Below are 20,346 nucleotides of genomic sequence, written 5' to 3' on the forward strand. Positions count from 1 at the left end.
GCCGCAAGGTGCGCTCGCACCCGCGTATGCCGAACAGCATGCGTGACGTCGCCTCCTTCCTCGCCCACTGGGACCACCCCGAGGCGAACCGCCCACCTGTGCGGCTGCGCACCAGCTCGTACGGCAACATCAACACCGTTGGCCTGCCCGGCGTGCACGAGGCCGATGACCTCGACCCGGCCCACCCCCAGTGGCGAGGGGCGATCGAGCCCGGCGTCCGCTCCCTGGTCGACGCCGTCACTCAGGACTGGCGCCTGATCACGTACGACAGCTGCCAGGGACATCTCTATCCAGGCCTTGATCTGCCGCCCGCCGAGCGCCGGGTCGGCATCCTTCCGCGTGACCGAACCGAGTACGCGCGAGCTGCTGCGGCCCTGTGCCGCGCGATCACCGCTGTGACCACCGACCTACCCGCCGCCGTGCAGGTGGCCGTCGGGCGTGCGGAGCTGAGGTGCGAGACCACCGGACGTGCGAGCCCCGTACTCGACCTGGTGCTGCGCCGGGGCACCAGGCACGGCTGGCCGGCGTACTTCGATGCCGTTGACGCGGCCACCCGCGCCGTCACCGACGCGCTACGCGGCGAGCGGCCCACTGAGGACGGCTGCCATTGCCCAGTTCCTCACAGCACTGCTTCGACCAACGAGGAGGCGGCATGGGTAGCGTCACGGCCTCGCTGACGATCCATCAGTTGCTGGGGCGGATCGTGTACTTCCACGCCCTGTTCATCGAGCCCGCACTCCTTCCCAGCGCCGCGCGCCGGCCTGGTCCGGTGTGCTGCAACCATGGCCCGGACTCGGGCCGCAGCACCGTCAGCGAGTTGTTGATGGACTCCGCCTGGGCGGCTCTCGTCGAGGTCGCAGCCACCCTCCCCGCCCACGATCATTCGTGCCCGATGGCCAACGGCGCGTGCTGTGCTACCTGCCGCGTTGTGGTCGCAGCCGCAGCGATCGGGGCAGGATGGGCGCAGACCGAGCACCGCAGCTACCAGCGGGCTGAGCCTGCCGAAAAGCTCCTGCGCTCCTGCCGGCTCATGGCGGCGGCACGGCTGGGGCGGGCCTTCGCCACACAGCACGTCGCTTGGTGCCCGGCGTTGGACCAGTTGACCGTGTGGGAGGCGCTGCCCGGCGCGGAGGAGCTGCCGTTGACCGGCGAGCTGCTGGCCCTGTGGGCCAATCCGGCCGCTAACCCTCACCACCCTGTGGCCAGTTGGCTCAATCACTGCACCGGCCTGGACGACGTCCGCCGCGTGCTCGAGACGAGGAGGACCTACTCGTGATTCACATCGCCGAGACCGTCGCGGTCGGCAGCGTCGAGGGATTCGTCGACACCGAGGAGCGGGACCAGCTCGCAGCCATGATGAACGACTTCCTCAGCGATGAGGCCCGGCTCCGCTTCGGCGCGCGGCGGGCCAACTCCATCCATGAGATCCCCGGTCGCTCCAAGGAGCAGGCCATGGCCGTCTACGAGCCGGCCGGACGGATCGAGGTCCCAAGGATCCCGGACAGAGCCGAGGCACTGCTTCAGCATGCCTTCGACCGCGCCCGCCCCGCTCTGTCCCGCGTCATGCCGTCGATCACCGCTTGTCGGCCGTGGACCTACGTCGAGTACGGCCCCGGCCAGCACATCACCGGCCACCTCGACGGCATCGCCCCCGACCCGCTCGCTTGGCCGCGACAGATCGCCGGCATCAGCGTCGTGATCCGTGAGGCCGAGGCCGGCGGCGCGTTCTACGTCGAAAGCACGTCCAGCGGCCGCCTGTGGAACACCCGCCTGGACCCCGACGCCCAGGAACAGGGATACGCGGGCGGTATGTGGCTGGCCCACGACGGAGCCGACCACTCCGCTGACTGGTATTCGGCCATGCCCCGAACCCGATGGAGCGTGAGCCCCGCCCCCGGCACCGCCCTGCTCTATGGCTCCCAGCTCACCCACGGCACCAAACCGGTCTCTCTCGGCCGCGTCGCGAAGTTCATCAGCTGGCTGATCGCCGAGAAGAACTAGGAGCGAGGCATGCTGCTGGCCTTGGAAGGAATCGCCGGAGCCGGGAAGAGCACGCTACGCGACCGGATCCTGGCCAACGCCGCCTGCGAAGACATCCCCCTTGGGCACATCGGGCAATTCTCCTGGCTGTCGCTGGAAGCGACCCGCTCCATCGTCAGCCTGCGGGCCGGCCGTCCGGCAGCAGACGGCGTGCGGGCGGTGGCCGCGGTCCGCCGCGACCTGGAACTCCATGCCCGCCATAACCTCGCCCCCGCCCTGTCCCTCGGCCCGGTCATCGCCGACCGGCTCACCTTGTCGACCGCCTGCCTGATCGCCCTGCTGCACGACCGTCCTGTCGCCTACTACGTCCAGCAGCTCGCCGAGGTTACGACCGCGCGGGCGGACCTGATCGTCCTGCTCACCACCGAGCCCGAGCTGTGCCATGCCCGGCTGTCCATGCGGGCCACAACGCGTCGCTTCGGGGAGGACCACCCGACCGCCGCTCGGTATGCCGACCTGTACGAGCAGGCAGTCCACGCGTGGACCGAGGCAACCGGCCTGCCCGTGCTGCACCACCCGCGCCACCAAACCCGACCTCGACCGGCTGGCCGCCACCTGCCTGGACCGGCTACGCCACACCACACCGTCTGCGGCGCGAACATGAGGAGGCAGCCCATGCACCTGGACCCGATGCACCCCGCCGCCTGGGTCCTTGACCAGCTTCGTGACGCCGGCTGGCACGTCCACGACCTCCTTTGCTTCACCCGCGCCAGCACCCTGGTGCTCGCCAGCCGCAACGGGACACCTCCAGTGGTCCTCAAGGCCGGCTTCGGCAGCAACCACGTCCTAGCCGAGCTCGACGAGGCCACCCGCAAGGCCGCCTACGGCTTCTACTGGTACACGGAGATGACCGAGGCCGAAAGGGCCTTGACCAGTGAGGATTTCCGCCACGAGATCGCCGTAACCCGCGCCGCCCAAGGCACCGCACACGTCGTGCCGCTACTTGAGCAGGGCAGCACCAACCGGTTCGACTGGTACACCATGCCGCACTGCTACGGGGGTAGCTTCCGGACACACCTCGCCCCCATCCTCGATCGAGACGACATGACGGCCGGGCTGCGTATCCTGGCCGACGTCGCCGAGGGCCTGAGGACCCTGCACGAGCGCGGGATCGTGCACCGCGACGTCTACCAGGAGAACATCCTCATTCACGACGGCCAGGGACTGATCACCGACCTCGGTGCCGCGCGACGCGCCGACACTCCGCGCGGCCCCGCCAGTCGAGGCCCGGAGGTGCACTGGCCCCCCGAGTACGCCACCTCCTACGACCGCGCCACCCCAGCGGCTGACGTCTTCAGCCTCGCGGTCCTGACCTACCGCTACCTGTGCGCCGACATCCCCCGCCACGGCCACTCCCGGCTGCACACCGCACCCCCCGGCCTGCGCCCGATCATCACCGCGGCGCTCGCCCCGGCACCCGAGGACCGGCCCGCCATGAGAGAGCTGCGCGACGCCCTGCGCCAAGCGGCCACCCCCGCCGCCACGCCAGTCCAGCGCAGCAACTGACTCGCCATCAACCGGAAGGAGACGCGGTGCCCACCGCCCGCTCACCGCCGCAGGAACCAGCTCCAGAAGGTGCACGACCCACACCCCTCTTTCGGAAAGGACGAACCCACTCATGGACAACGACCGGATCAGCGACTTCCTCGCCGCCGTGGACGACCTGCGCGGCGATGACGAGACCGTCCGCAGCACCCGCCACACCTCCAGCGTCTCGGCCGAGGGCTGGCCGACCGCCGAGGCCCCGGCGAGCACCGCGGCAGCCGAGGGCGCCGACGCCTGAACGCCCGCACCTCACCGGCGGGCACGCCGCCGGTGAGTACCTCCTGGGGCCGGACCCTCACGGGGCCGGCCCCAGGCCCAGACAGCCGGAAGGACCACCCCGTGGACGCGCCCGCCATCTCCTTCTCCTCCGCCCCCATTCAGGCTCACCACCGCGACCGAACCCGCCGGATCCGCGCCGTCCTCAAGCCCATCGCCCAACCGACTGCCGGCATGCCCGACTCGCCAGAAACGGCCGCCGTCGACCACTGCCTGGCCCACCATGTGCTCGAAGGAGCTGAGGTTGCCGCTCGTAACCGCGATACCGCCATCTTCAACTGGTACGGTGCCCACCGCGACGCGAACGCCTCCGCGCTGTCGACACCCACCGCCGTCGGTCCGCGCGTCGTCCTTACCCCGGACCTGGACCGCCTGCCCCGTTCAGCGATCTCCGAGACTCCCTACTACGTACTGGGCCCGGACACCACCGCCGCCCCGCCGAACCTGCGGGAACTGGCTGCCGCCGCTTACGCCACCGGCGCCAAGAACGGCTTCGCCGACCTTCTCGCCGGCCACGCAGTCGTCGTCTGCCTGCTACGCCACAAGCAACTCGGCGACACCCTTGACAGCTGGACCATCACCCGGCTACCCGGCACCATCTTCTGCGACCACATCGGCGAACCCGTCGTTCTGGCGCGCGACCTGATCCACGAGGCGGCCCACAACTGGCTCAACGACGCCCTCAGCGCCACCGCCTGCGAGATCAGCGACCGAGTTCGGTTCTACTCCCCCTGGAAGAAGACGAGCAGGCCTGCCTTCGGCTTCCTACATGCGTGCTTCGCCTTCCCGCTCACCATGATCTACACCGCCCGCGTCCTGCCCGACACCAGCGGCAACCTGAACCGATTTCTGAACGCCTACCTGGAGCAGCAGCGCGGATTCCTCGCCACCACCGCCGCCGACCACGCCCGCGCGCTCAGTCTGATCACCACGCCCGACCTACGCGAACGCCTACGCCTGGTCCACCACGAAGCTCTCGGCCTATGAACTCCGCCAACACTTCGGCTGTTCCTACCGAGGCGGCCCTCTCGGACCGACTGGGCGAGCCCGGCGTCATTCTGCGCGTCAGCCAGTGCGATCAGCCGACGGCGCAGTCGTACACCGGATCCGCCAGTCTCGAACTCGCGGCGCCCATCCGGGAGGACACCGTTTTCAACATCGGCTCCGTCGCCAAACAGATCACCGCGTACCTGTGCATCCGCGCCGCCCGCGACCGTCTCCTGACCCTGGATCGGCCCGTCGGCGACGTCCTGCCCCAATTCCGCGTCCCCGGCGTCACCATCGGCGACCTCATCCAGCACCAGGGCGGCGTCCGGGACGCCGAGTCCCTGTTGTCCCTGGCCGGCTTCCGCGAACTCGACCACTACACCGCGGATGACCTGCTCCAACTCGCCTACCGCCAGCGGCACCGAGCCGTCGGACCGGGCTGCTTCCTGTACAGCAACACCGGCTATCTTCTCCTCGCCGAAGCTCTCAAGCACGCGTACAGCACCGGACTCCACGAGATCGCCAATCGGCACATCTTCACTCCACTCGGCATGACGTCTGCCCGTTTCAAGACCGATCCACGCGAGGTGATCCCCGGTGCCGCTGCCAGCTACGGGGCCCTCGCCGGCCGTTGGCAGCACCAGCAGCGCCCGGTCACCTTGCCCGGCCCCGGGTCTCTGTGGTGCACCGCCGCAGACTTGGACCGCTGGCTCGCCCACCTCTGGCGCGAATGGCGCCGCTGGGCCGACGACGCGCTTCCATTCGCGCGGCACCTCGGCTATCAGCCCAGCGACCACGCCCCGTTCACGTACGGTGCCGGGCTGTACGCCGATCCTCGCCCCGGCCGTACCGCCGTTTTTCACTACGGCCACGAACAGGGCTTTTCCGCCGCTGCCCATCTGACCAGCTCAGGACTTCGCGTGATCTGCCTGTCTAACAACGCCGAGATCGCCGGGGACCACATGGCTACCGCTGCACTCGTCGACTTGGCCCACGATCCCAACATTGACGTTAGCGTCCTTCTGTCTCGTGGCGTGGGTAGCCGTCCTGCGCCCGCGCGCCAACACCCTGGACGCGTCGACGCCGAAGAACAGCACACCATCCTCGGGACCTACGCCAGCGACGAGGTGCCCGGCACTTTACGCCTGAGCCGCAGCGCCAGCTCGCTGTACTTGTGGCGCCGAGGGACCCTCGACCGGCTCACCTCCGTCGGGTCCGCCACCTATGCAGGGGATGGCTACACGCTTACGCTCCCGACTCCTTTGGCGGAGCGCAGGGAGCCAATACCCGACAACTTCATCCTCGATCTGGTGCGGGCACCCCGACTGCGATACGGACGACGATCAGGATGAGTTGGAACGGCGCACGATGGCCGGCGGACATATGCACGTATTGGCACTCGTTGGCGCGCCTGGCGACCGGTCGTGCGCTCAGCGACCAGTACTTTCAACGCTGCGTCGCTGAGGTCGCCGCGGTCTGGCAGGGGAGCGCTCCGAAACCAGCCTTCGCCAACGGATGATTGAGTCGATCGAGGAGACCGCCGATGTCGCACACGCTGCCTGATCTGCCCACCACAGTAGCCACGATCGGGCTGACCATCGACACGGTGCTAGGGCGCACGGACAAGACCCTGCTGGCGCGAGGCTCGTTCCGCGGCGAACCGGCAGCGGTGAAATTTCTGATCGACCCGGACCCGTTCTGGGCGGCCAAGTGGCGGCACGAGCTGGACGTGTACGAGGTCTTCGGTGACACCAGCCCGCCTGTCCGCGTTCCTCGGCTGCTCCATACCGACCGTGACCGGCTGTTGGTCCTGGAATGGGTCGACGCATCGCCCCTCGCGGTCGAACGCTATCCCCAGCGAGAGCTCGATACCCGGGAGGTCGACGCCGTCCTGGACTGCATCACCGCGTTGAATGAGTGGACCTGTCCCGCCGTCCGGTTCTCACTGACCTTCGACTACTCCGACCGCGTGGCTCGGTACCAAGCCAAGGGGTACCTCACTGAGGGCCAGCGAGAGGCTCTGGACAGTCTGCTGGCCCGCTGCGACGCGCCGGCACAGCTCAATCACGGCGACCCGCTGGCCAGCAACATACTCCTCAATGCCAGCCGTTCCGACAGCGATGACGAAGCCGAGACCACGGCGGTGCTAGTCGACTGGGAGTTCACTGGACTGTTCCTTCCTGGCTTCGACCTTGCGATGCTCCACACCCAGGTCGGCGCAAATACGCCATTGATCCGCGAGCGTATCGAGGCGATCGTGAGTGCGACGGGCATCGAGGCCGCATTCGCGCTCAACCTCGCTGTGGTCCTGACCCGCGAGCTGCGCCTGCACCACGAACTGCCCGAGGACGACCCGGCCCGGACGCGCTGTCTGCCGATCATCGAGGCCGCTTGGACCTCGGCCAGCATCCGCCTACAACGGCTCGCCGCGGCGAGGCCAGCATGATCCACGTAGCCCTGGTCCACCGGGACCTCCACCAAGTGAGCCGCGGCGGCATCTGCACGCTCTACCGCTCCCTGGCACGGCAACTGGCCGACCTGGGCGCATCGGTAACCATGATCACACAGGAGTCACCCCACCCATTGCAGGCGAAGGATGTCACCGTCGTCTCGCTTCCCCGCACCGAAGACCTGGTTCAGCACCGCGAGGGCGTCGCCGACACCCTCGATACGGTCAGACCCGACGCCATCGACTGTTCCACCTGGGAGGCGGAGACCCCCTGCGGTATCTCGCCAGACCTCGCGAGGACCGAGCCCCCGTCCTCGTACGCGGCGAGTTCAGCGCCGCCAGCCTCCACGCGGGCGATCTCGCTTGCGACGAACACCAACTCGTCCAGGCCGCCGACCAGGTCATCGCCGTCAGCCGGTACACGGCCCAAGACCTCGCGACGGAGTACGGCATTCCCTTTCGGGCTCGTCTCTCCGACACGGTCCAGGCCCCGCAGACATCCCCAGGAGGCGTCCAGCCATGATCCGTCGATCCGCCTCCGCCGGTGCCGTCGTCGTGACCGACGACCTCAGCTCTCCACAGATCCTGCTCCTCGATCAGGTCCGAAAGACCGGTGAACGACAGACCGTCGCGCCGAAAGGCCGACTGGAGTCGGGCGAGGCGCCACTTCAGGCAGCCAGGAGGGAGGTGGCCGAGGAAGCTGGCCTCACCGACACGCACTACAGCGCGTATCTCGGGCAGGAGGCCTACACGTTCACCGACAACGACGGCACGCCAGCGGCGAAGATCGTCGACTGGTTCCTCTTCTCGACGTCCACCACCACCACGACGCCGGCCCGGGACGAAGGCTTCGTCCAGGCCCGCTGGCTCGAGGCTTCTGCCGCCCGGCAGGCCGCCAGCCATCCCCAGTTCCAGCAGGTGCTGGATCGCGCCCTTGCCGTCGTCACCTGGCGTGCCGCTAATCCCCTGCCGTTCAGCCGAAAGCTCAGTTACCTGGTCAACCAGGTGGCGGCAGAGGCCGAGGCCGTCATCGCCGGGTATCCGGATGCCGGGGTGGGGCTGTGCGGATCGGCCGCACGAGGAGACTTCGTCGAGGGCTGGAGCGACGTCGACTTCATCGCTTGGAACCTGCCCCCCACGTCGGCCGCCGCCACGTCGCTCCACGAGATCGTCAGTGAAGCGGCCCGACGCCACGGTTCTCGAGCGTCGCTGCACCTCGCCGACAGCCACGGGGGCGACGCCCGTCGCCTCGGTCCGCTCTACGACATGAAGATGCGGGTGGCGCTGCGTCGTGTAGGGCTCGACACCGCCGTGATCGCAGGTGCCACCGCCCCTACGCCGGCCGCCACCTCAGAGCTGACCGATCTCGCTGGTGATGTTGGCGTACTGCACGAGTTTGCCGTCGCCCGTCTGGCCGCCAGCCACCACGCAGAATCGGAGCGCGAGGACACCGCACGCCGGGTGTTGTCGGTGCTGTCGAGTGCCGGTCGGCTGCTTGTCGCACATCGAGCGCCAGAGGTCGGCCTGCGCCTTCCTGAGGTGGTCGAGGCGCTGCGCGACTGGCCGGGCACCGAACTCAGGTCGCTCCTTGGCGACTACGACGCCTACCGCCGTGCAGGCGCAGACGACGTAGCACAGGCCGAGCGGCTCGCCGCACGGGTGCCAGGTGCGCTCGTGGCCGTGAGGAGCATGCTCGAAGAATCGGCATCCCCATGATCATTTTCGTCGACGGGATCGACGGTAGCGGGAAGACCACTCTCATCGGACACCTTGCCGCCGCCCTGAACCGCAGTGGCGCCGAAGCAGTCGTCTCCAGCCCACTGTGGCGTTATCTCCCCACGATCGCCGCAGCGGAACAGTTCGCCTGCTGGGTCGTCAGTACCACTGGTCTGGACGTCGCAGAAGCGCTCATCACGGCAATGATTGATCGCCTCGACGACCTCCGCGACCTGAGCGTCGCACAAGACCACGTGCACCTGGTTGATCGCGGGCCGAAGACCGTCTACGCATCCGCCCGCGCCCACGCTTACGAACGACGCACGGCAATCGAACCACTTCGGGAACGTCTGGCCACCTCGGTCCGAGCGCTCACCGACGTCCACCCGTGCGTGGCGATCGAACTTGGGGACGGCGTGGAAGCGCTCCGGACGGCCCTTCCGCGCCTCACATCGTCTCAGACCGTGACGCCCGGATACCTGGGGTATTTGCATGCATTGGCCACAGAGATGCATACCTTCGGCGACTGGCCGAGCCTGCCAACGCAGCGACTTGACATTTCCATGTCGACCGAATCCAACTGCGCGGCGATCCTCGAGTCTCTCCGCCTCCCGAGTCCCAGGAACGGCCGCGCCGACGTAGGAGCAGGAGTGTCCGCAAACAGACGGGACTGGCGGACATGAAGCCAGCGCAAGGCCCGCTGTGATCGACCGCGCCGTGCCGCCATCACTCGACACTTGGGTTTTCCATCCGGCGTCGAGATCGTCACGCTGCGGCAGATCCTCGACGAACGCGTCGACCAAGCCGCCGCCGAGGTCCTGCGTCCGCGATCAACGCGGCCCACCGCCTCCTCGACCTCGTCGAGACCGATACCGGCGACGGGCTGACACGGGGCGGTAGGCCCCTAGGAACGCCAGGTAGTTTCAGCTGTCGAGCACTTCTACTGTCATCGATTGGGGATGCCGGCCGCGTGTCGCACATCGAGAAGATCACCGGTGAACTCCGCGCGTTGATGACCGGGGTCGAACGCGCGCAGGGGTTGGCAGCCGCCGCCGACAGTCAGGCGCAGGAGGTGGCGTTGCGGGCCGCGGGCGCGGGCTTCGTCGCCGTGGCGGCGGGTGTGGCCCGGGTGCGTAACGCGATCACCGGCATCCAGGGCGGCCTGGGAAGTCTCGCCGGTTCGATCGGTGATGCGACGAAGGCGACCGCGGCGGTGCCGAACGAGGCCACCCCGCAGGAGACGATCGCCGGGCTGGCGCCTGTGCTGAGCGCCGTGGACGCTGCTCGTGAGGCGGCGGCCGGGGTCATCACCGGAGTCGGTGAGGCGCAGCAGCTCGTCGCCGTGGTCCTGCAGGGTGGGCAGCCCGGGCCGCTGTTGCAGGCCCTGGAGGCCATCAAGCAGGTCCTGGTGCTGGTCGTTCAGCGCACCGGCGGGGCCCGGCAGGCCATCGAAGGGGCGATCGCGCAGGCCCGGCAGTTGGGGTCGTCGGGAAACTGACGGGGGCTGGCGGTCATCCACCGGCCAGCCCCGCCCCTGCTACCACCGGCAGCCCATCCCCGACGACCCCCACCATGGGCGGCACCGTCTCCACGGAGACTGACGCGTCAAACCCGTGGACCAGGCGTCCCACCGGCGTCGTCGGCGGGTCGCCTACCGGACGCCGAACCCGGATCTCCGCGAACGAGAATCCACGGGAGCGCCGTGCCCTGGAGTTGGAAAACGAGTGTGCCGACAGGGTCGCCGGCAAGGGGTACCGGGTTCACCAGAACCCCACGAGGCAGGAGGTCGCGGACGCGCGACGCGAGACCGGGGATTCTGGGAGGCCGGAAAAGGCACCCGACTTCCTCATCGAGGGGCATGTCTTCGACTGCTACGCGCCCACTGCTCCCGTGCCACCCCGCGCCGTCTGGAGCGCCGTGTCCAGGAAGGTCGACGCGGAGCAGACCCAACGCGTGATGTTGAACCTCCACGACTGGCGAGGAGACCTCGCCGCCCTGCACAAGCAGTTCCACGACTGGCCCGTAGCAGGGCTGAAGGAACTGGCGGCGGTAACGCGCGACGGTGCGATCATTCAGATCATCCGGCGAGACTGACGAAGGGGTGCAAATGGCTGTCGAGTACCGGTTGACACTGGCGGGCGACATTCCACTGGAGCAGGTGGCGGAACTGGCTGCTCCCGGAGCAGTCGCGACGTCCACGGCGTCCGGCGGCAGGATGCTCAGCGCCGACCTGAACGACGAGCATGGGTACGTCGTGGACATCACCGGCGGAAGGCACGGCTACTACAGCGCCGAGGACGACGGTGGCGCTCTGTGGGAATGGGAGCCGGAGACCTACGTCGACGTCAGCTTCTACATGCGCAAGGACACCCTGGTCGACAAGGGCAAGCCCCACATGCTGGCGGCCGTGGCCAGAATCCTCACCGGCAGGGCCGAGGACGCCGCCCTAACCCTCAACGGCGACGTGCTGATGCTGACACGCGTCGCGGGGACCATCCAGAAGCACAACACCGACGGCTGGTACGACGAAGACTACGACAGGATTCTTCACCTCTGACGGGCATGCGTCCCCGGCTGGACCCACCACAGCCACTCCCCCGACCACCCCGACCGGAAGTGCCTCAGTATGCGCAGCCATGACCTCACGCCCGGACGGATGATCGGCGTCACCTTCGATCATGGCGAGGACTTCTTCACCGCCCTCGCCGACGCCTGCCGCACCAACGGCATCCGGCACGGCTACATCGCCGGGTTCAGCACGGTCGAGATCGTCGGCACCTGCCAGCGTCTGGACGACCCCCAAGCCCCGGTCTGGGACCGGGTGCACCTGACCAACGTCGAAGCGCTCGGCGGCGGCACCATCGCCTACGACGACGCCCACGACCGGATCTCGCCGCACATCCACGTCAGCGTCGGGCTCAAGGAGCACAGCGCGACCGGCCACACCAGCCACCTGCTCGCCGCTACGGTCCAGTTCCTGACCGAGATGCTGATTCTCGAGGTCGCTGCGCCCGTCATGCGTCGTATCCCCGAGGCGAGCCTCTACGACGTGCCGCTGTTGCGGATCGGCGACAACTAACGCTGGTTATGCTCGAACTTGAAGAGCAGTATGCGGCTAACAGGCCGTCGCCCTCGCCCCACCCGAGCTCAACAGCGAACTGGCGGCGGCCATCACCATCATTGGTTCAAGACTGTCGAGCACCAGGTCGGGTTCGTAGGTAGTCAACTCTTGCCGTCCAATTCGGTGAGCGACAACGGCGACATGAAAGTCGGCATGGCGCGCGCAGGCGATATCGTTGGGCGCATCCCCGATGACGATGACGCGCGAGGAATCGAGCTGATCACCGTAGATCGCGGAGTAGCGTCGGCCGACGACTGCCGGAAGCTGAAAGCGATCGCGCTCGTCTGAACCGAACCCGCCGATGCGGAGATCAAGAAACTCATCCAAGCCCGCCACGTGCAGCTTCACCTCGGCGGCCGAACGCATATTGCCGGTCAGCACGGTCTGGATGAAGCCTCGGTCGTGCAACTCCGCGATGCTCGCCGCAGCACCTGGATACGGCGGCTGGACCTCAGCGAACTCCTGCCGGCCCTCTTGCATGACCGCGGCGATGGCCTGACGGAAGGCGGGTATGCCCGCCTCCGCATCTGACGGGTCGACGCCCGAAGCGATCGCCGTGTCGACGGCGATCGACTCGTCCGTATAGCCATGCACCTTCTTGTCAGGAAAGTTAACCGCGGACTGCGCGAGACCGTACGCGCGAGCGATGGCGCGCGTCAGCCAGCGCAAGTCCGCGGGGATGAGAGTCCCGTCAACGTCCCAGATCACCAATCCGGCGCTGCGGTGGTTCACAGAACGATCGTCGCACGCACGGGCGAGTGAGGCCGATGACGGTACCGAACTGGCTGCCGAGCGTCGGTGGTCTCATTCGGGGTTGCGCGCGGCGACTCGATCGCCTACCGGGCATGGCGTCCGACCGACGATGAATCGGAGGCCGAGCTCGGTGCCCGCGCGTTCGGGCCGCACGGCAAGAAGGCCGCAGCGGCCATGACCGGAACAGATCCAGGCATGGGACCAACGGGCTCGCCGCGGGCCAAGTCCGAGTTCGCCTACTGGCCAACGGGCACCAACCCCGGGATGCCCACGCCGGAGAACGTAGCGGTGCTGGCAGAGACTCATGGTCTTCTTACGATCTCCTCGCTGGCGGTGAATTGGCCGCCCTCAACTGGGCGAGCCACCCCCTCGTTAGGTCAAGTAGTAGTGCACCCGTTTGGGGCCTGAGGAGCGACACGTGCGCGTGATCTGGATCAACGGTGCGTTCGGCGCTGGGAAGACCACTCTGGCGCAGCAGTTGACGACGGATGACCCTCGGCTGCTGATGTTCGATGCGGAGTTGCCAGGGTTCATGCTCCGCGAGATCGTTCCGCCGCCTGCGAGCGGCGATTTTCAAGACCTGCGGGTGTGGCGGCGTAGCGTCGCGGATACAGCAACAGCGCTGCTTGAGGAGTACGGACGGACGCTTGTCGTACCGATGACCGTGGTGGTGCCGTCGTACCTTGACGAGATTTTCGGCCGGCTGCGGGCCCACGACGTGCTTGTCGACCACTTCTTCATCGACGTGCCCACCGACGTCCTACGGACGCGCATCGCGGCGCAGTCGGTCTGGCCGAATGACCCGGATCGTGATGCGCAGGTACGTGCTTGGCGGCTGGAACAGGTAGCCCGCTGCGCTGCAGCTGTCAGCATGCTGCCGGCCGACACGGTGGTGCTGGATGGTCAGCTGCCGGTGGCGCAGTTGGCCTCGGAGGTCCTGGCACGGTCAGCAACGTGATCTCTCGTAGCGGCCAACCGAGCTCATTCGGGAACGGCGGCTCGGCTGACGGTGGCCGCGAGACCATCCTCATGTCGCTGAAGCCCCTGTACCACGACCCCCTCTGGGCGGGCGGGAAGACGCACGGGTTCCGGCGCCGGTTCCTGACAGGCCAGTCGGCGCGTTGGTACGTCTACCTCACCTGGCCTGTCGCCCGGCTCGGCGCGGTTATCGACCTCGGGCCCGCCATCGTCGACACTCCGGAGCGGATTGCCGAGATCGCCGAACGGGCTCGCCCCGGCAATGGCGCCTCGGTGCTCGAGTACGTCCAGGACCTGAACCAGGCCTTCGCTATCCCGATCCAACGAGTTGCGGAGTACCCCGGGTTGTCGCTGGAGCAGCTCAGGGCTCAGCTGGGCGCATTCCATCCTCCCCAGGGGTACGCCAAGCTGCGCAACCACTCTGAGCTGCTCGGCATCTGCGAGAAGATCACGGCCGGTTCACCGAGCCGCGAGATGACCGTGACTGATCGCACCGAGGAGGTGGCGGCAACCGGCGCGGCGTTTCTAACGACTTTGTCACCGATATAGCTTCATCACCGATACATTGAGGGCATGGCCACACCCACGCCACTTCGAGAGCCCACCTTCCTGATCCTCACCGCGCTCGCGCGGGAATCCATGCACGGCTACGGCATCATCAGCGACGTCGCGGCCCTTTCCGGTGGGCGGCTGGCGTTGCGGCCCGGCACCCTCTACGGCGCACTCGATCGCCTCACTGACGAGGGGCTGGTGGAGCGGGACCACGAGGAGGTCGTCGAGGGACGACTGCGCCGCTACTACCGGCTCACCGAAACCGGCCGGTCCGTGCTCACCGCCGAGACCGAACGGCTACGCCGCAACGTCGAGGCCGCCAGCCAGCGACTGCGGGCCCGGCCCGCCGGCACCCCCGCCGGTGGCACTTCACCTGGCCCCCTCACCCTTCCCGGGGCGACGGCCCGCCCCATCCTTCGACCGACCGGAGGCCCGGCATGAACCAGCCCAACCCTGCGCCGGAACAGGCGGGTTCGCCGTTGGAGTCCCGCTACCGGCGGCTGCTGCGGGCCTACCCGGGCGCCTACCAGGCCGACCGGGGCGACGAGATCGTCGGGACGTACCTCGACACGATCGAGCCGGGGCGGCGCTGGCCCTCCCCACACGACGCCCTCGACCTGCTCGGCGCCGGACTCCGAGAGCGACTGCGCGGGTACGGCGCCCTCGGACTGGCCGCCGCCTTCCCACTGGCCGCGACCGCCGCGCTCAACACCCTCATCGCGGTCGCGACCTTCCTACTCCTGCAGGTCGAGTTCGAAGACCCCCGCTTCGCCCGACTGGACCCGGTCGGCCCGGTCCAGACCCTCGGCGCCGTCATCTGGCTGGGCTGGCTTCTCGTCGGCCTCACCGCCACGGCGCTGCCCGGATCCTGGACCCGCACCGCCGCGGCCGGCGGTCTCCTGCTGACTGTCGCCGTGCCGCCCGTGGCCGCCCTCATCGGACAACCCGGGCCGCCGCTGTTCGTGCTACTCCCCGCCGCCGCGCTCGGCCTGGCAACCCTCGCGCTGCCCTCCCATCCCGGCTGGGTCGCACGTAGCCTGCCGCTGCTCACGGCCGGCTGCATAACAGCCGCATCCGTGGCATTCAGCGCAGCCGAGAACGGCGGCAACATGTTCACCTCGTACAGCTCGACCCCAGAGCTGCTGGCGATGGCTGGTGGGCTGATGTTCACACTGGTCCTGCTCGTCGGCCTCGGCCGCGCCCTACGCGCCGACGACACCGGCCTCTGGGCGACCCTGCTGCTCGCCACCCCAGCCGGCCTGTTCGGTGCCGACCAGCTCAGCCAGGCGATCTGGGGTACCAGCGGCGGCGGACCCACCCCAGCGGCCTTCGCCACCACAACCGGATCGATCCTCCTCGCCGGTGCAGCGCTGCTCGCCGCGGCGCTCGCCGGTCAGGCCGCACGACACCGGACCGTACGTCGACGAGTCCTCGACGAAGCCTGCCCGACCTGCGGACACCGGCCGGAGGTGACAGCAGAGGCGTGACCCTCCCCCAGACCTCAGCCACTCCCGGGTACCAAAGCGTGCCGTCGGGTCCGAGCTTGGTTAGTCGGTCGTCTCGTCGATGTCGGGCCAGAGCCGGACCGCCCGCGCGGCGGCGTCGAGGATCACCTGGCCGTCGACCTCCAGCCGCGACTCCGGCGTGTCGTACGCCGGCCACTCGCAGACGATGGTGACGGGCCCGGTCGGCGGCAGCGGCCAGACCCAGTAGTGTGCCACATGCCGCCGGGCGTCCGACTCAGCGTTGCCCGGAAACAACAACCGGCCAGGGGGCTCAGCATCCAGCGGCGTGAGTGAGCGCCGATCCATGTTGGTGACGGTGCTCCCGTCGGCGAACTGCACACCCACCCGGAGGAAATCAGCTGGCACGGGCTGCCCTTCCCAGTACCCGATCCGGTGGTGGTGCATCAGGTCAACCCGACGGTCCGGCGTGCGTAGCACCGCGGTCACGCTGAAATCGAAACCCGCGGGGTAGGCGAGCAGGCCGCTGATCGCGACCGCGACGCGATCGGTGTGGACCAGCACGTGGCTTTCCGCCACGACACCCGGGGATCACCGCCTCGGGTTTCATCCAGGCGGGACGGGGCTGTCTGATCGGTTCTGGCGCGACGTCCGATGCCGCTACCTGCCGGTCGAAGAAGCCCATATGGCCCACCTTCCCACAGTTCCGAGCTCTCGTACGGCCGGGTTTATCTGCCCTCCTCCGACTCGGTGCTTACCCGGCACCGCCGGCCCCCGACGCATCATCGCGCAGGTAAGCCGTGGCCCGGCCGTCCATCGATAAGGCGGGATGTTTTCGGCGTAGTGCGATCAGTGTTGCCCGCACCTCAGGTTGCTGAGCGGCTTCGGCGAGGTCGAAGGCTTCGGCGGCGTAGGCGTGCGCGACACGGGTCGCGCCCAGGTCCAGGGCGAGGGCGCCGAGCAGCCCGGACAGGTGGACGGCGACGGTGTAGAGCCGGGCGCGTTGTGGTGGGTGCTGCTGCCCGGCCATGAGCTCATCCACACAGGTACGCAACGGCCGCAGGCGCGCCAGGCGGGCTGCTGGCGGAAGGCGTTCGTTGTCGGCGATCGCCTGTCGGACCTCGTCTTCGAGGTAGCTGAGTCGGGCGTCTTCGTCGTTGCAGGACTTCAGCGCGGCTCGGCGGGCGTTGATGCTGTTCTCGTCTTCCCAGAGAGCCGATTCACCTTCTCCGCTGTCGTTGGAATCGGTGCTGGCGATGGGCGTCGGCCGGTGCGGGTTCTTCGCCGACGGGACCGACGGTGGCTGTGGTTGGTGCCGCTGGACTCGCCTGGTGAGGCGGTCGTATTCCTGGGTGAGGGCGCCGTTGGTGTGCAGGGCGGTGTCGCAGCGTGCCCAGAACTCGCGCTCGGGGTGTTGGCGGCCGGTCTCGGTGTTGGCGACGGAGCTGCGGCCGTACTGCACGAGCCGGGCGAGGCCCTGCTGGGTGAGGTTGGCTTGCTTGCGCAGCTGTGCGAGGTGGCGGCCGAGTGCGCGCCGTGCCGTCGTGATCTCGTCGTCGGCCATGGTTTGCCACCCCCTGGCGGTGCCGAGATGCGGTCACGGTGCGGGCAGACCGTATCCGCCGCCTCCGACAATTCCTGGGTCGGTTACTGAGCGCTGCCGGGGGTCGGACGGAGCTTGGTCGACAGCCGGGCAGCCTAGCGGCTGCGTCGGCCGCCGGTAGAGGTCACGCGCGGCCGACGATGTCGCCGTCTTGACGGAGTCGGCAGCGGAATCTGCCGACAATGTCGTGGCACGGCGCGGCGGGCGTGTCGGACGGCTGGCGTCCTACGGTCGACTCATGCCCGCCGAACGCCGTGACTTCACCGCCGATCTACCTCGCAAGCGGATGGCCGCAGGGCTGCTCCTGACCGATCCCCACGGTCGAGTGCTGCTTGTCGAGCCGGCATACAAGGCCTCGTGGGAGATCCCCGGTAGGTGCGTCGAGGCCGACGAGTCGCCCTACCAGGCGGCGGTCCGGGAGTGCCGTGAGGAACTCGGGCTGACCCTGACGCCCGGCCGGCTGCTGGTCATGGACTGGGTGCCACCGCAGCCTGGCCGCACCGAGGGCGTCATGTTCGTCTTCGACGCGGGCACGCTCACGTCCGAGCAGACGGACCGGATCGTCTTGCCGCCGACAGAGTTGCGCAGCTGGTCCTGGTGCGACCAGCCGGCGGCCCATGAACGCCTGCCGGCGCTGCTGGCCCGACGCGTCGCCGCGGCCCGGGAAGCACGCGGCCACGGGTTCACCAGATACCTGGAGAACGGGCTGCCCGTCACCTGAGCCCCGGCCCTACACGGGCCAGCCGCATCCACGATTCGACTCATAGCCCTCTGCTGAAAATCCGATCTGCGGGAGGTCGCCTTCGGGCGACCGGCCCGACTCACACACGTCCCACCTCCATCCATTTACACACTTTGAGGAGGTCTGTCCATGACTCAGACGACCACCGCACAGAGCCCCAGTACAGCGGGCCAGCCGGGCACCGCGCGCCCGGAGTCGGTCTTGCCGGAGCTACGGGCCACATGGTGGGAGACGGGGGTGCGGGCCCGCGCGGAGGCGGGCGTGTTCACCGTCTTCGCGGAACTCCCCCGGCTCGTCTGGACCGCACTGGGCGTCAGTTGGCGCGCCGACCGGCTCCGCACTGGCGTGGTCGCCGTAGCGACTGTCGGCGCCGGGGTGATGGCGGCCTTCGGCCTGTTGGCCACACAGCGGGTGTTGGTGGAGTTGTTCGCCGGCGGGCCGACCGCGGACAAGGTCCGGGCGGCGTTGCCCGCGCTGGCCGTGCTGGCGGTCGCGGTCGCGCTGCGTGCGGGAATGGGCATCGCCACCGGGTACGCGCAGAACGCGTTGACGCCGCAGGTGAGCCGGGAGGTGGAGCGGGGCCTGTTCGAGGTGTCCACGCAGGTGCGGCTGGAGGCGTTCGACGCCGACGCGTTCGCCGACGACATGGAACGCGCCTCCCGAGGCACCGAGTCCGCGATCGGCCTGGTGCAGTCCTCGATGAATCTCCTCGCCGGGCTGGCCGGCGTACTGGCGGTGGCCGTCGCCGTCGTGGTGATCCACCCACTGCTGCTGGTGGCGTTGTTGGTGGCGACGGTGCCGAACGGGTGGGCCGCGCTGCGGGCGGGACACCTGCGGTATCAGACCTACACCGCCGGGTCGGTGCGCCGACGCCGACTGTGGCTGCTGCAGCGGCTGATGGCCGAGCGGGCATCAGCGCCGGAGTTGCGGTCGTACGGGCTGCGCCGGTTCCTGCTCGACCAGTATGACCGGGTCATGCAGGTCGAGACCGACATCCAGCTCGTCCTGGCGCGGCGGGTCACCACCACCACCTCGGTCGGGGCGATGATCGGAGGAGTAGCCACCGCCGCGGTGTACGTCCTGCTCGGCCTGCTGCTGATCGACGGGCAGATCCCCCTCGCCGCCGCGGCGACGTGCGTGATCGCCGTGCAGTCCGCGCAGCGCTCCCTCGCCATCGTCACCTTCCAGGTCGATCGCGTCTACACCGAGGGTCAGCACTTCCGTGACTACACCGGGTTCATGACCCGCGCCGCCGCCTACCTGCCGGGCAGCAGCGGACCGCTGGCCACGACGGGCCCCGAACGGCTGCGGGAACTGACCGTCAGCGGGGTGAGCATGCGCTACCCCGACCGCGACGCACCCGCCGTCGACAACGTCACCATGACGATCACTGCCGGGCAGACCGTCGCGTTCGTCGGGGAGAACGGCTCGGGCAAGACGACCCTCGCCGCGATGATCGCCACCCTCCGCACCCCCAGCGACGGCGTCATCGAGTGGAACGGCCAGCCCATGCCGGAGTGCGACATCGACGGGCTACGAGCGCGGATCGCGGTGGTAACGCAGGAATACCACAAGTGGCCGTTCACCGCGGCCACCAACATCGCCATCGGCAACGTCGACACCGACGCCCAGCAGGACCTCATCGAAGCCGCCGCCGCCCGCGCGGTCGCCCACGACATGATCACCGAACTGCCCCACGGGTACGAGACACTGCTCGACCGCACCTTCGCCCGAGGCCAAGACCTCTCCGGCGGGCAGTGGCAACGCATCACCGCCGCCCGCGGCTTCCTGCGCGACGCCGAACTGCTCATCATGGACGAGCCGTCCTCCGCGCTCGACCCCCGCGCCGAAGACGCCCTGTTCCAGGCCATCCGCGACCGCAAAGGCCGGGCCACCACGATCCTGATCACCCACCGGCTCGCGAACGTCCGCCACGCCGACCGGATCTTCGTCCTGCACCACGGCCGGCTCGTCGAGGCCGGCAACCACGACGACCTCATCGCCACCGGCGGCCGGTACGCCGAACTGTTCGCCCTCCAGGCCGCCGGCTACGACGCCACCCCAAGCGAGGACAGCCACATCCCGCAACAGCACCTACCCGCCTCGCGATAGGAAGAACCG

General features: G+C 68.6%; 22 protein-coding genes and 1 pseudogene. 20 read left to right on the top strand and 3 right to left on the bottom strand.

All coding sequences use genetic code 11. The features are described from left to right. From DLJ59_RS31510 to DLJ59_RS31570, 14 genes and pseudogenes are all read left to right on the top strand, one after another. A pseudogene (locus DLJ59_RS31510) lies at positions 1-677 on the top strand (hypothetical protein); the annotation flags it as partial. Next, positions 653-1,276, top strand: a complete 624-nt coding sequence (locus tag DLJ59_RS31515; protein ID WP_124777501.1) for a hypothetical protein — start codon at positions 653-655, stop codon at positions 1,274-1,276. The pseudogene DLJ59_RS31510 and the gene DLJ59_RS31515, both read left to right, overlap by 25 nt. Next, a complete protein-coding gene (locus DLJ59_RS31520) occupies positions 1,273-2,001 on the top strand; it encodes a hypothetical protein (protein ID WP_124777503.1) in 729 nt (242 codons plus the stop codon). The genes DLJ59_RS31515 and DLJ59_RS31520 overlap by 4 nt, the downstream gene beginning before the upstream one ends. 9 nt (positions 2,002-2,010) lie before the next feature. Continuing rightward, on the top strand, positions 2,011-3,546 hold the full coding sequence (locus tag DLJ59_RS31525; protein ID WP_124777505.1) for a protein kinase domain-containing protein: 1,536 nt from the start codon (positions 2,011-2,013) through the stop codon (positions 3,544-3,546). A 112-nt stretch (positions 3,547-3,658) separates the two neighbouring features. Further along, positions 3,659-3,823, top strand: a complete 165-nt coding sequence (locus tag DLJ59_RS36740) for a hypothetical protein (protein ID WP_167493917.1) — start codon at positions 3,659-3,661, stop codon at positions 3,821-3,823. Positions 3,824-3,924: 101 nt separating this feature from the next. Further along, complete coding sequence (locus tag DLJ59_RS31530; RefSeq protein ID WP_124777507.1) at positions 3,925-4,848, top strand: aKG-HExxH-type peptide beta-hydroxylase; 924 nt, start codon at positions 3,925-3,927, stop codon at positions 4,846-4,848. Further along, positions 4,845-6,200 (top strand): serine hydrolase domain-containing protein, encoded by a 1,356-nt coding sequence (locus DLJ59_RS31535; protein ID WP_124777509.1) that lies wholly within the window; start codon positions 4,845-4,847, stop codon positions 6,198-6,200. Before DLJ59_RS31530 ends, DLJ59_RS31535 begins: the two co-directional genes overlap by 4 nt. A 191-nt stretch (positions 6,201-6,391) precedes the next feature. Next, entirely contained in the window at positions 6,392-7,294 is a 903-nt protein-coding gene (locus tag DLJ59_RS31540) for a phosphotransferase (RefSeq protein ID WP_124777511.1), read from the top strand. Positions 7,295-7,816: 522 nt separating this feature from the next. After that, positions 7,817-9,013, top strand: a complete 1,197-nt coding sequence (locus tag DLJ59_RS31545; protein ID WP_124777513.1) for an NUDIX domain-containing protein — start codon at positions 7,817-7,819, stop codon at positions 9,011-9,013. Next, complete coding sequence (locus DLJ59_RS31550; RefSeq protein WP_124777515.1) at positions 9,010-9,696, top strand: hypothetical protein; 687 nt, start codon at positions 9,010-9,012, stop codon at positions 9,694-9,696. Before DLJ59_RS31545 ends, DLJ59_RS31550 begins: the two co-directional genes overlap by 4 nt. A gap of 287 nt (positions 9,697-9,983) precedes the next feature. Further along, the gene (locus DLJ59_RS31555) at positions 9,984-10,511 is read left to right on the top strand and encodes a DUF6244 family protein (protein ID WP_124777517.1); all 528 of its coding nucleotides are present in this window, start codon (positions 9,984-9,986) and stop codon (positions 10,509-10,511) included. Between the two features lie 173 nt (positions 10,512-10,684). Continuing rightward, on the top strand, positions 10,685-11,107 hold the full coding sequence (locus DLJ59_RS31560; protein WP_124777547.1) for a CdiA C-terminal domain-containing protein: 423 nt from the start codon (positions 10,685-10,687) through the stop codon (positions 11,105-11,107). A 13-nt stretch (positions 11,108-11,120) separates the two neighbouring features. Continuing rightward, entirely contained in the window at positions 11,121-11,570 is a 450-nt protein-coding gene (locus DLJ59_RS31565; protein WP_124777519.1) for a SitI3 family protein, read from the top strand. A gap of 69 nt (positions 11,571-11,639) precedes the next feature. Further along, positions 11,640-12,092 carry a PPC domain-containing DNA-binding protein gene (locus DLJ59_RS31570; protein WP_124777521.1) on the top strand — a complete coding sequence of 151 codons (453 nt, stop codon included), beginning with the start codon at positions 11,640-11,642 and terminating at the stop codon, positions 12,090-12,092. Between the two features lie 36 nt (positions 12,093-12,128). On the opposite strand, the gene DLJ59_RS31575 is transcribed toward DLJ59_RS31570, so the two are convergent. Then, positions 12,129-12,866, bottom strand: a complete 738-nt coding sequence (locus tag DLJ59_RS31575) for an HAD family hydrolase (protein ID WP_124777523.1) — start codon at positions 12,864-12,866, stop codon at positions 12,129-12,131. Positions 12,867-13,305: 439 nt separating this feature from the next. On the opposite strand from DLJ59_RS31575, the gene DLJ59_RS31585 reads away from it, so the two are divergent. From DLJ59_RS31585 to DLJ59_RS31600, 4 genes are all read left to right on the top strand, one after another. Beyond that, positions 13,306-13,845 (top strand): AAA family ATPase, encoded by a 540-nt coding sequence (locus tag DLJ59_RS31585; RefSeq protein ID WP_208648901.1) that lies wholly within the window; start codon positions 13,306-13,308, stop codon positions 13,843-13,845. A 71-nt stretch (positions 13,846-13,916) separates the two neighbouring features. Beyond that, entirely contained in the window at positions 13,917-14,414 is a 498-nt protein-coding gene (locus tag DLJ59_RS31590; protein ID WP_244236329.1) for a hypothetical protein, read from the top strand. Between the two features lie 24 nt (positions 14,415-14,438). After that, entirely contained in the window at positions 14,439-14,858 is a 420-nt protein-coding gene (locus DLJ59_RS31595) for a PadR family transcriptional regulator (protein WP_124777525.1), read from the top strand. Next, positions 14,855-15,904, top strand: coding sequence for a GlsB/YeaQ/YmgE family stress response membrane protein (locus DLJ59_RS31600; protein ID WP_124777527.1), 1,050 nt, complete (start codon positions 14,855-14,857; stop codon positions 15,902-15,904). The genes DLJ59_RS31595 and DLJ59_RS31600 overlap by 4 nt, the downstream gene beginning before the upstream one ends. A 60-nt stretch (positions 15,905-15,964) precedes the next feature. On the opposite strand, the gene DLJ59_RS31605 is transcribed toward DLJ59_RS31600, so the two are convergent. Continuing rightward, entirely contained in the window at positions 15,965-16,444 is a 480-nt protein-coding gene (locus DLJ59_RS31605) for a hypothetical protein (RefSeq protein WP_124777529.1), read from the bottom strand. A gap of 190 nt (positions 16,445-16,634) precedes the next feature. Then, the gene (locus DLJ59_RS31610) at positions 16,635-17,444 is read right to left on the bottom strand and encodes a helix-turn-helix domain-containing protein (RefSeq protein WP_124777531.1); all 810 of its coding nucleotides are present in this window, start codon (positions 17,442-17,444) and stop codon (positions 16,635-16,637) included. A gap of 277 nt (positions 17,445-17,721) precedes the next feature. Between DLJ59_RS31610 and DLJ59_RS31615 the strand changes: the two genes are divergently transcribed. Next, positions 17,722-18,204 (top strand): NUDIX domain-containing protein, encoded by a 483-nt coding sequence (locus tag DLJ59_RS31615; protein ID WP_341869664.1) that lies wholly within the window; start codon positions 17,722-17,724, stop codon positions 18,202-18,204. Between the two features lie 150 nt (positions 18,205-18,354). Then, positions 18,355-20,337, top strand: coding sequence for an ABC transporter ATP-binding protein (locus DLJ59_RS31620; RefSeq protein ID WP_124777533.1), 1,983 nt, complete (start codon positions 18,355-18,357; stop codon positions 20,335-20,337). The last annotated feature ends 9 nt before the right edge of the window (positions 20,338-20,346 follow it).

Origin of the sequence: Micromonospora inaquosa (assembly GCF_003857055.1) — a bacterium.
GTDB classification, from domain to species: domain Bacteria; phylum Actinomycetota; class Actinomycetes; order Mycobacteriales; family Micromonosporaceae; genus Micromonospora; species Micromonospora inaquosa.